The sequence below is a fragment of the Bacillus sp. NP247 genome, assembly GCF_018966865.1.
GTDB lineage: Bacteria > Bacillota > Bacilli > Bacillales > Bacillaceae_G > Bacillus_A.
The window spans coordinates 3,039,561-3,054,234 of sequence record NZ_CP076653.1 but is presented as its reverse complement, the minus strand read 5'-3'; the positions used below and the strand labels follow the sequence as shown (position 1 = coordinate 3,054,234).

Here is a 14,674-nt window from a genome sequence, read left to right as displayed (position 1 = left end):
ATTTAAATACTAAGAATTTTATTATATATTATTGAAGAAGAGGTGATTACCCCATGTGGAAACAAGCCATTGGTTGGCTTCTCATCACTGTGATGATGCTTTTAATTATAAATATTAACTTTCGAGATAGTGATACAAATCTCATTCAAAAACGTGCACAAAATGGTACGCTTAATTTAAGTGATCTTCCTTCAAATGCGAAAATATTATCTTTAGCAGGCGAATGGAAATTCACCCCAAATGAATTTGTAAATTCAAACGAATTTCAAGACCAAGCTCCAAACCAACTCGTACCAGGACAGTGGGAATCCAAAGCACAATATGGTGCTTATCAATTAAAGATCTTGCTACCTAAGCATTTTTCTGAAGTTGGTTTTCGAATTCGAAATATTTGGTCAGCCCATACTATTTATGTAAACGACGAAAAAGTTTCTGAAGTAGGCCAGATCGGAAAATCAAAAGAAAATACAAAACCTGAAAACCCATCATATGAAATTTATTTAACACCGAAAACAAAAGAGCTACTCATAACAATTCAAGTTTCAAATTTTTATAATGTACGGGGAGGTATAATTTTCCCAATCGATTTCGGTGATGCTAAAGCGATGCGAGAAGACGTAGCGGAAGATACAAATATTGAATGGACAGCAGTTTCCATATTATTAGTTTTTAGTATTTTTCATCTCACTATCTTCTTGCTACGTAAAAAAGATGATGGCTTTTTTTATAGTGGTTGTTATTTCCTAAGCCTTGCACTAATTGTTATGACACGTGGGGAGCGTATATTACTTCGCGCTGTTCCTAATATCCCTTTTGAAATTTATTTTCGATTACAAGACTCTATTACATTTTTTAGTGCAATTTTATTACCATTGTTTATTTCAAAAACTATGCCTACTATTATAAATAAAAAACAAATGCTTTTATTATTTTCGCCTTTCTTTATTTATAGTGTAAGCATAATCTTATTTCCAGCTCGATCTCTATCTAATCTACAAACACTATTCTTTTTTTATATGAATATAATGTTGTTGTGGATTATCCTAAGAATGACTCAGCTAATCATACAAAAAAAGTGGATTATTAATAAAAATGAAATTTTAATTTTTATCCTTATGTTACTTACTCTATTCATGTTTCTCTTTAGCGGCACACTAGAACAACTTTTTGCATCAGGTCGTAATATATTTAATCGCTTTGGACTAATAGGTTTCATTATTATGATGAATGTCTTTTTAGGCACACGTTTTATTAATCGTACCGAAGAAGCTGAGCACTTATCGAAAAAATTAGAAGCTATTCATTTAACAAAAGATTCTTTTTTAAAAGTAACGACCCAAGAATTAAAAAATCCTTTATACCATGCAATTAATTTGATTAAATCTGTAAAATCTAATGATAAAAAAGAAAAGCATTCTAATGAGTTACATCTACTGGAACAACTTACGGAACGTTTACTATATCTTACTAATGATTTACAGGATTTCACAAAAATTAAATTTCATGATTATTCTTTTGTAGGAAAATCAACAAATATAAAAATGGTTGTGAATCACGTTTATAAATTAATGGAACTACCCCTCTCAAGAAAAAACATTATGTATCAAGAATACATACCGAAGAATTTGCATGGACTAGTAGACGAAGATCGATTAACACAAGTACTTTATCGTATTTTAGAAGAATGTTGTTACTATGCAGTAAGTGGAAAAATTGTTATTGATACTCAACATATAGGAGAAAATATTCATTTAACCTTTAAAGCTACTAGAAGTTCTAATTTTACGTATGAAGAAGCTCATACTGAAGTTGGATTATTAATAAGTAAAGAACTGCTAGAACGCATGAATGGGCAGTTACAAATTGAATACTATAAAACTTCTATTCTATTTAAAATAAAAGTTCCTTTTTATGAATATAAAGAAATACCTACTATTTTAAAGGAACAACATGGTTTTAAAGAAGTTTCCCAAGTAAATACTAGCCATCAACCAAAAATTTTAATTGTAGATGATGATGTCATACATACAGAGGTACTAAAATCTTTACTATCCGAAAAATACAATATTAACATTGTCCATTCAGCTCAAGAAGCTATTTTCTTGCTAGAGAAAACTAAAGATTTCTCGCTTCTTATTATAGATGAAACCCTTCCCGAAATTGGAGGCATTGAGTTGGCCAAACATATACGCAAAAAAACATCCATATTAGAATTACCTATTCTAATGTTAAGTTCAAAAGATTATCCAACTCATGTAGATAATATATTTGCAAGTGGAATAACCGATTACTTAGTTAAACCTTGTACAAAACAAGTGCTATTAGCTAGATTGCAGACTATTTTCCAAACAAGAGAAGCTATACTGCAAGCATTCGAAAATGAAATGGCCTTTCTACAGGCCCAAATCAAACCACACTTCTTATATAATGCAATGAGTAATATTATTTCATTCTGTTATACAGATAGTGAACGTGCTGCACATCTCCTAACGATGTTAAGCTCCTACTTACGCTATATCTTTGAGTCTGGAAAAGAAGCAAATTATTCTACATTACAAAAGGAACTTTCTATCATTCAAGCATATGTAGAAATAGAAAAGGCACGATTTGGCGAACGTCTTTCTTGTTCATATGAAGTTGATACCGTCCAATCTTTAGATGAAATATATATACCTAATTTACTCGTACAACCATTTGTGGAAAACGCAATACGCCACGGCCTATTTGAGAAAGAAGGAAACGGTCATGTACAAATTAATATAAAACAAATAAAACAGATTTTATTTATACAAGTAATAGATGACGGTATAGGAATGTCAGAAACAACTATACACAATTTATTAAATGGAACTCTTAAGAATCAAGGAATTGGATTTTCAAATGTTTTACGTCGTGTTCGAAAGTTTTCCAATGGAACTGTAGAGATTTATTCTATTGAAAATAAAGGAACAACTATTAATGTAACAATTCCATTAAAGGAGAGAAAGCAGTGTGGCGAATAGTAATAATAGAAGATGAAAAGCCCATTTTAGATTTACATAATCATTTATTAATAAAACATGGCGGATTTCAAGTTATTGATACTTTCCAGTCACCATTAGAGGCGCTTAAAATGATTCCTCTTTACACATTAGACGCTATTTTATTAGACATTGAAATGCCTAAGATGACAGGAATTGAACTCGCTCAAAAGTTAGTAAGTGAAGGCATTGATGTTCCGGTTATTTTCTCTACAGCTTACCCAAACTATGCTTTAGAAGCTTTTCGGGTACAAGCTCTTGATTATATTTTAAAACCGTTGACACCTACTGCTGTAAAAGATTTAGATTACCGCCTAAAAAAATATTATGGCGTTTCGAATCAACAAAGAAATTCAAACGTCCTTCAAGTACAACTATACGGTAATACCTTTGTAAAAAAAGATCATCAATCGCTAAAATGGCCTACCCGTGTTACTGAAGAGCTTTTTTATTACTTCCTTCTCCATAAAGAAGAAGCTGTTTCAAAATGGCATATTATTGACGATATTTGGCCTAACATAGAGGAAAAACGTGCACTGGCAAATTTATATAATACTATTTATCGAATACGTCAACTATTCAGTGAACTAAATGTTCCTATCACAATCGAGCGTATAACTGATGGTTATGAAATGCATATTAACCAAACAATTCAATTTATAGAAAAGCATAATACTAACGACCTATTATTAGATTCAAAAGGGTATTTATGGGCTTACAAACTTCAAAGCATATAACTTTAAAAAACCTGTCTCTATGTGGAGACAGGTTTTTCATTTTATAAAGAATATCTTGAGAGATTTTTGAGAGAAACGTTTGATAAATTAATTAATGGAGATAAACCCTATTTAAAGTATTCCCTCATCAATGAAAATAATTTCTTAATACATATACTAAAGGAGAAAAAGATGAATACTTATAATAACCAAAATATTGTACTTACAAATATTGAATCCATTTCCGATAGAACAAATTTTAATTTATATTTACAAGAATCCAATGATTTCGATCCTAACCTAATAAAATGCACAATGTTAGAATTTATCGTCACGAAAGAAAATGTGAAGATTTATATAAAACATACGCCAAATTGTGATTCTGAAAATTACATGATCAAAGAGTATATGATTCCAAGCAAAGTATTCCAGTATGTTTTTCCCACTATTCACGAAAGTAATGAAGATATATCCGTACAAATGCAATGCTTTGGTATAAATGGTGAACTACTAATTATGGAAAGACTATTTATCCATAAAAATAATCATTTAAACTCCAAGTTACGTGCATTTTTCGAAGCATTGAATAGCAATATACATAGCGCTCTACATACATTGAAAATAAATTAGAAAATAATCCACCAAGCACCTTTACGCTTGATGGATTATTTTTTTACATTTAAATTGAGCAAAACAATCTTAATTATTTCTTACCTCTTTACTCCTCCACCAAATACTTTATGCTTCAATATATGTCAAATAAAAGAACACTTAAAATAACAACACGTTTTCAAAAAGATTCCGATTCATTTTGTTTTATTTATTGCAAAATTCTTTGTACAATAAAGTAAGAAGTTACTTTTCAAATACACAATCTACTAAGAAATCTTTCCACTAATAAATTTAATTATCGTTTATACATTTCACTTTCAAATTAAAATTTACGTAGTAAAACACCTTCACCTATGACTATACTCACTCATTTAAAACTAAATTTTCTACCTCTATCACTGCTAAACTACTTCATCATCTCAATTGAGAATAAATATTAATTAAAATTACAATAAAGTGCTACATTCTCCTTGACAAAATAACCACTTCTATATGATAATTAATATCGAATTAGAATTATTATAGTTAATTAAAAAATATATTTTATGAGCAAACTAATTTCCGATGCTCAAAACCAACCTTTAGGAGGAATTTTAATATGTTATTAATCGGCACAGAAGTAAAACCGTTTAAAGCTAATGCTTACCATAATGGAGAATTTATCCAAGTTACTGACGAAAGTTTAAAAGGAAAATGGAGCGTAGTTTGTTTCTACCCAGCAGACTTCACATTCGTTTGTCCAACTGAACTTGAAGACTTACAAAACCAATATGCAACTCTAAAAGACTTAGGCGTTGAAGTATACTCTGTATCTACAGACACTCACTTCACTCACAAAGCATGGCATGATAGCTCAGAAACTATCGGCAAAATCGAATACATTATGATTGGTGACCCAACTCGCACAATTACTACAAACTTCAACGTTTTAATGGAAGAAGAAGGTCTTGCTGCTCGTGGTACATTCATCATCGATCCAGACGGCGTTATCCAATCTATGGAAATCAATGCTGACGGTATCGGCCGTGACGCAAGCATCCTTGTTAACAAAATTAAAGCAGCTCAATACGTACGTAACAACCCAGGTGAAGTTTGTCCAGCTAAATGGCAAGAGGGTTCTGCAACACTTAAACCAAGCCTTGACCTTGTAGGCAAAATCTAAGGAGTTCGATCAAAATGATACTAGATGCAGATATAAAAACACAACTATCCCAATACCTTCAGTTAATGGAGAACGATATTTTACTTAGAGTAAGCGCAGGAGACGATAACGTATCTAAAGATATGTTATCTCTAGTAGATGAATTAGCTACTATGTCATCTAAGATTACAGTAGAAAAAGTTGAACTAGAGAGAACACCAAGCTTTAGCGTAAATCGCCCTGGTGAAGACACTGGTGTAGTATTCGCTGGTATTCCATTAGGACACGAATTTACTTCATTAGTGTTAGCTTTACTACAAGTTAGTGGACGTGCTCCAAAAGTTGAACAAAAATTAATCGATCAAATTAAAAACATTCAAGGCGAATATCATTTTGAATCTTATATCAGCCTAAGTTGTCACAACTGTCCTGATGTTGTACAAGCTCTTAACGTAATGAGCGTTCTTAACTCTGGTATTACACATACTATGATTGATGGCGCTGCATTTAAAGAGGAAGTAGAAAGCAAAGACATCATGGCAGTACCAACTGTTTACCTAAATGGCGAATCTTTCGGAAGCGGTCGTATGACACTTGAAGAAATTTTAGCTAAAATGGGTAACGGTCCAGATGCATCAGAGCTTTCTGATAAGGATCCATACGATGTTCTTGTTGTTGGTGGCGGCCCAGCTGGTGCAAGTGCGGCAATTTATGCAGCACGTAAAGGCATCCGCACTGGTATCGTTGCTGAGCGCTTCGGTGGTCAAGTAATGGATACTATGGGTATTGAGAACTTCATCAGCGTAAAACGCACTGAAGGTCCTAAGCTAGTAGCAAGCCTTGAAGAGCACGTAAAAGAATACGACATCGATGTAATGAATCTACAACGTGCGAAACGTTTAGAGAAAAAAGAACTTATTGAAGTGGAACTTGAAAACGGCGCTATTCTGAAAAGTAAGAGCGTAATCGTTTCAACAGGTGCTCGCTGGCGTAATGTTGGCGTACCGGGTGAAGCTGAGTTCAAAAACAAAGGTGTAGCATACTGCCCACACTGTGACGGTCCATTATTCATCGGAAAAGATGTAGCGGTTATCGGCGGTGGTAACTCTGGTATTGAAGCAGCTATCGACTTAGCAGGTATTGTTAAGCACGTAACTGTTCTTGAATTCATGCCAGAATTAAAAGCTGATGCTGTATTACAAGAACGTCTTAACAGCTTACCTAACGTAACTGTTCTGAAAAACGTTCAAACGAAAGAAATCACTGGTACTGACAAAGTAAACGGTATTTCTTACATCGATCGTGAAACTGAAGAAGTTCATCACGTTGAATTACAAGGTGTATTCGTTCAAATCGGTCTTGTGCCAAACACAGACTGGTTAGGCGAAACAGTTGAACGCGTTCGCGGTGAAATCGTAACAGACAAGCACGGTGCTACAAACGTACCAGGAGTGTTTGGTGCAGGTGACTGTACCAATAATCCGTACAAACAAATCATCATCTCTATGGGTTCAGGTGCAAATGCAGCTTTAGGCGCATTTGATTACTTAATCCGTAACTAATAATAAAAAGCAGGTGCCTTAGCACCTGCTTTTTATTATCCTAACGTATAAACTAAAAATCTCTCATTCCCATTCTTCTCATAAGCATCCGGTAATCTAACTTCTTTCTTCAGCTCAAACGCAGTCTGATTATCTAAGAAGAAAATATAGTCCTCAGAAGGATAGTATAAAATAATATCCACTTCTCTCTCCGCTTCTTCTACCGAAAGTAAAATGTTATTAACTACATTCATAAACACTTGTACTGAAAACGGATTAAAGAAATAAAACCGATTATCACGCGGATCAATCTCATATTCTTGCGCTAAACAACACTCAAATTGAATTTTATCTTTACCGTCTCTTACTTTTCGTGCATAACGATCACGATTATCTATCGCTTCTTTATAAAACTCTTCACTCATTTCAATTCCAACTGCTGAAGCACCACACTTATGGTGCATGTAAAAGTTTAATCGTCCTTTTCCGCACCCAAAATCTACAACTCGATCACTACTTCTTATTTCATATTGATTCAACAACTCATCTAATCCGCTATATGGCGTCGGTTCATAACGGTGATAATGCATAGACTTATTAAATCCTTTTTGCTCGCCGACAGTTTTTATATTTAATACAGCATCGTAATATTGTTCGTTCATTCGTTTGCTCCTATTAAGAAATATTACTATTATTATACACCACGTACTGAATGCTCATTTTTATCAAATTAATTGGTACGTGAAATTATAATATCGCGAAATCGAATATATCGACTTAACAACAAATTCCTACCAAAAAAACAGGAGCTTTCTAGCCCCTGTCTTCTAATACTTTCAATACAGTTTGTTTCAATATTTCTACTCCATCCATTATACAGCTATGATCAAACTTCATATACGGATGGTGTAATCCAGGTTGTAAGTTCGCCCCTAGTCCAAGCATGACAGCTTTTAAATGGGGTCTTTTCACTGTATAGTAATGGAAATCATCGCTTCCTGTCGTATACAGTGGTCCAGTACATCCCTCTTCCCCGTACACTTCAAGAATGCCTTTCCGCATGAAACGCTCAGCTTCTTCTGACACTTCAGCTCCTGGTGCGAGATCAATCCACTCATAAGAAAGTTTAGATCCCATTGATTCAGCTGACTGAATTACTTGCTCTATTTTTCGCTTCAATTCATCTAGCAATATGTTATTTTCTGCTCTTACATCTAAACTAAAGTGCCCGTTACCTGGAATAATATTTAGATTATCACCACCAGCTTGGCATCTCGTCATCTTAACAGAATAAGACGTCTGCGGCGGTAACCATATATTTTTCAATCCAATATTGATCATCGAAATGATATCAATTGCATTTATACCTTGATGTGGGCGTGCCCCGTGTGCATCATCTCCATGAATCATCCCTTCTAAAAATGCTGCAGCTCCGTGACGAATAGATGGGGCTGCTTGTTTCAAAGGCAGTTCTTCAATCGGCCTTAAATGAACACCAAATAAGAAATCAGCATCATCCACGGCGCCCTTCTCTACCATCTTTAAGGAACCATTTCCTTTTTCCTCTGCCGGCTGAAAAATAAATCTAACAGTACCGCTATCCCATCTCATATTTTTCAATTGTAAAATAAGGCCCATCACAATTGTCATATGAGCATCGTGGCCGCATGAGTGATTCGCTTTAAATTCTCCGTCTACTTCTTGCCATAGTGCATCCATATCAGCACGAATCGCGATAACTGGATTCCCTCTTCCGATTTCAGCAATCACGCCAGGGCAATCATCAAATATTTTATATGAAATTCCTTCTTCTTTTAGAAAGTTAGTAATATAAGCTGTCGTTTCATATTCCTTCCAGCTTACTTCAGGGTTTTCATGTAAATGCTGAAAAATTTCAGTTAAACGCTCTTGTAGTTCTAATGTTTTCAAAGCTTCATTCTCCTTCCCCTAATTACAAACCATTCAGATTAATTATACTTATGAAAAACAGATGTTTTTATGAACATATTGAATTTTAAGAAAAAAGTCAATTATTTATTTTTTAATACCGTTAATACCCGATTTTCAACTCACCTTATAAAGATATCCATACAAATAGAAGATTCGATATTTTCTGTTTTTATATTGACGCTTACATCTATTTTTAGTTATTATAACTTAATAACGTCTATTTTGCGACAATTCTAAAAATACAAACATACATAATGAGGAGGCAGTTTATGAAAAGAGAAATACCTTTTGGCATAGCAATAATCCCTATTATCATTACAGTTGCAGTTATGATGGTTACAATTGTTGTATTAGAACAAAGCCCTCACGTCCCACTTATTATCGGTACAACCGTTGCTTCGATCGTCGCTTGGCGATACGGTTACAAATGGAATGACATTGAAGAATCGATGTATAAAGGAATTCGCCTTGCATTACCCGCTATCGTTATCATTATTCTTGTAGGTTTAACGATCGGTGCTTGGATTGGCGGCGGAATCGTCGCTACTATGATTTATTACGGCTTAAAACTTTTAACTCCATCACTATTTTTAGTTTCAATTACAATTATTTGTTCTATCGTTGCATTAGCAATCGGTAGCTCTTGGTCTACAATGGGAACAATTGGTGTTGCTGGAATGGGAATTGGCCTAAGTATGGGAATCCCAGCTCCAATGGTTGCTGGTGCTATAATTTCTGGTTCTTATTTTGGCGATAAAATGTCACCGCTTTCAGACACAACAAACTTAGCCGCAGGATTAACAAATACAGATTTATTCGTACATATTCGTCATATGTTATTTACTACAATTCCAGGTTTAATTATTACTCTTATCGTCTATGCTTTATTAGGAAGAAGCTTCGGTGATAACAATATTGATGCAAAAAGCATCGATCAAACGTTACAAGTATTGCAACAAAACTTTGTTATCTCGCCTTTCCTATTAATCATACCCGTAGTCGTTATGGTATTGGTCGCTAAAAAAGTACCAGCTATACCAGCTATTCTCGTAGGTATTATTTTAGGATTTTTATCACAAGTCTTTATTCAAGGTGGTTCTGTCTCAGCATCTGTCGGTGCACTCCAAACTGGATTTGTCATAGACACTGGAAACAAGCTAGTAGACGAACTATTTAACCGCGGTGGCTTAGATTCGATGATGAATACAGTCTCTATGACAATTGTCGCTATGACTTTCGGAGGAGTACTAGAACATACTGGCATTCTTCGCTCAATTGTAAATCAAATTTTAAAATTAGCGACATCATCAAAAGGACTTATCGCTTCTACTATCGCATCTTGCTTTGCAACGAATCTTACTTGCTCTGAACAATATATTTCGATTGTTGTTCCTTCAAGAATGTATGCAAATGCGTACACAGAAAAAGGACTACATTCTAAAAACTTATCCAGAGCATTAGAAGATGGTGGAACATTAACTTCTGTTTTCGTACCTTGGAATACATGTGGTGTATTTATACTCGCAACACTTGGAGTCGGTGCATTCGAATATGCTCCTTATGCTATATTGAATTTCATCGTACCTATTATCTCAATCATTTATGGTATAACTGGCTTCACAATTACGAAGCTATCTGATATTGAAAAAGCAGACCTACTGAAAAAACAAAAAGCACAACTAGAAGCTTAAAATTTTTGAAACGAATACAACGGTAAATTCAGCTCATATATTGCGCGAGGGCGCCCTTGTTGATAGGGCATTTCCTCGCCGCAAATATTGGCATACCTGTAATCAACTAATTTCTTTAATAGCCTTTCCGTCGATCGCCGAGTCACTTGTAAGTACTCAGAAAGATCGGCCGCTGTAAATTTCAATGATGGATGCGATTGACTAAATTGAATGATTTTTGATAAGTTTGCAGGACTAAGCTTCGTTTCCTTCGCTATTTTCATTAATTCTGGATTATCGTTTTTTAAACTTTGTACTCTCTGTTCTTTCGGGAACGGACCAAATAATTCTTTATCACTTGTTAGTATATAAAAGCAGCGTTCTATCGGATTATTCCTTGCGAAACCTTGAGCGATTTTTGCATTTTTTTCCGCTTCATTTACTGTTTTACCGTAACCAAATCCAACAGACACTGCGCCTTCTATATTCATAAATAAACGAGCTATCGTATTTGTTTTTATACTCAATTCAATATCACCACGAGTTGTATACAAAATAAAAGTCATTTCATCAACTTGTTTAAATGAACCACGTAATTCTTTTGAAATTACATTTAATTGTTCAAGCGAGCTTTCTTGTAACTCTATAAAGGATATAATACAAGCACCAACAGTAGCTGAATGGCTTTTTGCTAACTCAGCTTTTATTTTTGCATCTTTTAACCCATGTATAATTGATTGCGTCGGATCTATCATGCGCTCTGAAGGAATACATATTTTTTGAAGTTCATCGTAGACAGCGTGAATACTAGTTAAAGCTAAATCAACCTCTCCTGATTGATATTTAGCTAAATGAAAATCAATGATTCTCTTAATTTCATCATTACTCCATAACATATTTTCATAATCCATCACTTGCGGCGTTTCTTTTAGACCGATGTCATGGAACACATTTGTAATAAACGAACGATCTACTAAATCAATTGAAATTTTATGAGGTTGAATACCTTGATGATATAATATAGAAAGAAGTGAAGATGCGACAGTTGTCTCGTCTTGCTGCAAATATACACTTGGAATTGGTAATTGTTCTCTTATTTCTTTTGCCATATAATAAGGTAAAGCACCTGAGAAAAAGATAACATCACAAGGTTTTAAACGTTTTAATATTTCGGAAGATTCTGCCGGGTGAAGGTAAATATATGGATCAATCTCTATCTCTTCTAGTTTATGAGCAATAGGTAAAAGATTCTCCATAAACTTTTTTGAACCGACAACTGCAATTTTTATCATCATTTTCTCTAACTCCTTATCATCAATTAACGACTATTTAACGTCAACTATATCAAATGTACAAAACTATTGTAAACAGGAAGGGGTCTTTATTCAATGAAAATTACAGCTATTCATCTTTACGCAATTCGTTTACCACTTCGCGATCCGTTTGTTATTAGTTATGGTTCTTATTCTGATATGCCTTCTATTATCGTCAAAATGGAAACAGATGAAGGCATTATCGGTTACGGTGAAGGCGTTGCTGATGATCACGTTACAGGTGAATCATGGGAAAGTACTTTCCATGTTTTAAAACATACACTAGCTCCTGCTCTAATTGGGAAAAATCCAATGAATATCGAAAAAATACACGATATGATGGACAATACAATTTACGGTATTCCTACTGCGAAAGCTGCGATTGATATCGCTTGTTTTGATATACTGGGTAAAAAACTAAATCAACCTGTATATCAATTAATTGGAGGACGCTACCATGAAGAATTTCCTGTCACTCACGTCTTAAGTATCGCCGATCCAGAAAATATGGCTGAAGAAGCGGCTTCCATGATTAAGAAAGGTTACCAATCTTTCAAAATGAAAGTCGGCACGAATGTAAAAGAAGATGTAAAACGAATTGAAGCTGTACGTGAACGTGTAGGAAATGATATCGCGATTCGTGTTGATGTAAACCAAGGCTGGAAAAATAGCGCAAACACATTAACAGCACTTCGTTCATTAGGTCATTTAAACATCGACTGGATTGAACAGCCTGTTGTCGCAGACGATATTGATGCAATGGCTCATATTCGTTCGAAAACAGATCTTCCGCTTATGATTGATGAAGGACTAAAAGGCTCTCGTGAAATGCGCCAAATTATTAAATTAGACGCAGCTGATAAAGTGAATATAAAACTAATGAAATGCGGCGGCATATATCCAGCTGTAAAACTCGCTCATCAAGCTGAAATGGCAGGCATTGAATGCCAAGTTGGATCCATGGTCGAATCATCTGTTGCCTCTTCCGCAGGATTCCATGTCGCTTTCTCAAAAAAAATCATTACTAGCGTCGAGCTAACAGGACCATTAAAATTCACGAAAGACATCGGAAACTTACATTACGACGTACCATTTATTCGCTTAAACGAAAAGCCGGGACTCGGCATTGAAATAAACGAAAATACATTACAAGAACTAACCGTCTTTCAAGACGTTGTACGCTAAAGGAGGACTAACGCATGACGATTCTTTACGAAGGAACATTAAAACAAAACGAACAACCATTTCACGTTACATTACTATCACTAGAGCACATCGAACAAATTTTATCATTACAAAACGTTATAGTTGAAGCGCTAGAAGATAAAGGTCGTTTACAACCACTCTCGCTAGAAGAATTTCAATACATTCTAGAAGGAAACGGCATGATGATCGGGGCGTTTATACAAAACGAGCTCATCGCATTTCGTGCCCTACTAGTCCCTCCTATCGACGATGAACATTTAGGGCTTGATATTGGTCTACCAGAAAGTCAGCTACACCGCGTCATCTATCAAGAAATCTCAAACGTTCATCCGAACTGCCGAGGAAATGGCATGCAAAAAATATTAGCCACAGTCATCATGGATGAATTACAAAAAGAAGACAGCCAGTACGACTATGTTTGTTGCACCGTTGCACCTTTCAACATCCCTAGTTTAAAAGATAAGTTTGCGCAAGGTATGGAAATTGCTGCATTGAAGGAGAAGTACGGCGGGAGTATGCGGTATGTTTTTGTGAAGGAATTGCGTGGGGATAAGGAAAGAGATTGGTCCGATGTTAAGAGCGTTCCGATGAGTGATGCTGGTGGACAGCAGGCGTTGCTTTCGGAGGGGTATCGTGGGTATGAAATGGAGAGAATAGACGATACTTTCACTGTGAATTTTGGACGATAATCTATGTACAAAGAGAACCCTAATTCATTAGGGTTCTACTTTATTTCATTCCACAATCTAAAGTAATAACTAAACCGTCATCTTCCAGCTCGATAACGCTAACCAGTTTTCCATTTCCTTATAATCAGGCATTATCTTCCCGACAAGACGCCAAAAAGAGCGATCATGATTTAAATGAACCATATGACACATTTCATGAACAACTACATAATCAATTACCCTCTGAGGTGCCATTGCTAGTTTCCAATTGAATGTTAGTTGTAGATTTGAATCACAAGTTCCCCACGTACGACTACTATCTGTAATACGAATAGAACGCGGTTTTGTTTTAAAGTTGTTTTGATGCGCTTTAATACTCTTTTCCACTACCGCCTTACACTGCTTATAATAAAATCGCTTCAAAGCTTGCTGGATTTTCTCATCCTTAAGCTCTTTCACATAAATATGTAGCTTATCCCCTTCAAACACTGCATTGTCTTGCGTAATACTTACATCTTGAGAAACCTGTATCGGATATGTGTTTCCTAAATACAGAAAACCCTCTCCTTGATCATAACCTTTTTCCTGTGGTCCAAGCGCTCGCTCCTGCATTTCCTTACGTGTTGCCTGAATCCAATCCCATTTCTCCTCTAACAATTGGACTAAGTATTCAACAGGTGTACCTTTCGGGGCTTGCACCTCAACATTTCCGTAAGAATCTACATAAAGACGCACCGACTTTTTCTTCTTATAAGTTATATGAAAATTAATTGTCTCACCTAAATATGTATGTACCATTTCATCACCTAACGTATTCGTTCATAATTATTTTTACAA

General features: G+C 35.0%; 12 protein-coding genes. 8 read left to right on the top strand and 4 right to left on the bottom strand.

The features are described from left to right. The first annotated feature begins 53 nt into the window (after positions 1-53). From KPL75_RS16080 to ahpF, 5 genes are all read left to right on the top strand, one after another. Positions 54-3,002 (top strand): histidine kinase, encoded by a 2,949-nt coding sequence (locus tag KPL75_RS16080; RefSeq protein WP_219916956.1) that lies wholly within the window; start codon positions 54-56, stop codon positions 3,000-3,002. Next, on the top strand, positions 2,990-3,757 hold the full coding sequence (locus tag KPL75_RS16075) for a response regulator (RefSeq protein ID WP_219916955.1): 768 nt from the start codon (positions 2,990-2,992) through the stop codon (positions 3,755-3,757). The genes KPL75_RS16080 and KPL75_RS16075 overlap by 13 nt, the downstream gene beginning before the upstream one ends. A gap of 171 nt (positions 3,758-3,928) precedes the next feature. Then, the gene (locus KPL75_RS16070) at positions 3,929-4,366 is read left to right on the top strand and encodes a DUF3978 family protein (protein WP_219916953.1); all 438 of its coding nucleotides are present in this window, start codon (positions 3,929-3,931) and stop codon (positions 4,364-4,366) included. A 580-nt stretch (positions 4,367-4,946) separates the two neighbouring features. Continuing rightward, positions 4,947-5,510, top strand: coding sequence for an alkyl hydroperoxide reductase subunit C (gene ahpC, locus KPL75_RS16065; RefSeq protein WP_000924420.1), 564 nt, complete (start codon positions 4,947-4,949; stop codon positions 5,508-5,510). Between the two features lie 14 nt (positions 5,511-5,524). Continuing rightward, complete coding sequence (gene ahpF, locus KPL75_RS16060) at positions 5,525-7,051, top strand: alkyl hydroperoxide reductase subunit F (RefSeq protein WP_219916952.1); 1,527 nt, start codon at positions 5,525-5,527, stop codon at positions 7,049-7,051. Between the two features lie 35 nt (positions 7,052-7,086). Here ahpF and KPL75_RS16055 read toward each other — a convergent pair whose 3' ends face one another. Both KPL75_RS16055 and KPL75_RS16050 read right to left on the bottom strand, forming a co-directional pair. After that, positions 7,087-7,692 (bottom strand): SAM-dependent methyltransferase, encoded by a 606-nt coding sequence (locus KPL75_RS16055; protein ID WP_219916951.1) that lies wholly within the window; start codon positions 7,690-7,692, stop codon positions 7,087-7,089. A gap of 151 nt (positions 7,693-7,843) precedes the next feature. Then, positions 7,844-8,959 (bottom strand): M20 peptidase aminoacylase family protein, encoded by a 1,116-nt coding sequence (locus tag KPL75_RS16050; RefSeq protein ID WP_002063595.1) that lies wholly within the window; start codon positions 8,957-8,959, stop codon positions 7,844-7,846. A gap of 290 nt (positions 8,960-9,249) precedes the next feature. On the opposite strand from KPL75_RS16050, the gene nhaC reads away from it, so the two are divergent. Then, on the top strand, positions 9,250-10,671 hold the full coding sequence (gene nhaC, locus KPL75_RS16045; RefSeq protein ID WP_002063594.1) for a Na+/H+ antiporter NhaC: 1,422 nt from the start codon (positions 9,250-9,252) through the stop codon (positions 10,669-10,671). Here the strand turns inward: nhaC and KPL75_RS16040 are convergent. Continuing rightward, positions 10,668-11,945 carry a transcriptional regulator gene (locus KPL75_RS16040; RefSeq protein ID WP_219916950.1) on the bottom strand — a complete coding sequence of 426 codons (1,278 nt, stop codon included), beginning with the start codon at positions 11,943-11,945 and terminating at the stop codon, positions 10,668-10,670. The two genes, nhaC and KPL75_RS16040, sit on opposite strands and share 4 nt — an antisense overlap. Before the next feature lie 93 nt (positions 11,946-12,038). Here KPL75_RS16040 and KPL75_RS16035 point away from each other — a divergent pair, with 93 nt between their 5' ends. Both KPL75_RS16035 and KPL75_RS16030 read left to right on the top strand, forming a co-directional pair. After that, positions 12,039-13,148, top strand: a complete 1,110-nt coding sequence (locus KPL75_RS16035) for a mandelate racemase/muconate lactonizing enzyme family protein (protein ID WP_002063593.1) — start codon at positions 12,039-12,041, stop codon at positions 13,146-13,148. A gap of 14 nt (positions 13,149-13,162) precedes the next feature. Next, positions 13,163-13,858 carry a GNAT family N-acetyltransferase gene (locus KPL75_RS16030; RefSeq protein WP_215574322.1) on the top strand — a complete coding sequence of 232 codons (696 nt, stop codon included), beginning with the start codon at positions 13,163-13,165 and terminating at the stop codon, positions 13,856-13,858. A 69-nt stretch (positions 13,859-13,927) separates the two neighbouring features. Here the strand turns inward: KPL75_RS16030 and KPL75_RS16025 are convergent, their stop codons facing one another. Then, entirely contained in the window at positions 13,928-14,635 is a 708-nt protein-coding gene (locus KPL75_RS16025) for a M48 family metallopeptidase (RefSeq protein WP_002063587.1), read from the bottom strand. Positions 14,636-14,674: the final 39 nt, after the last annotated feature.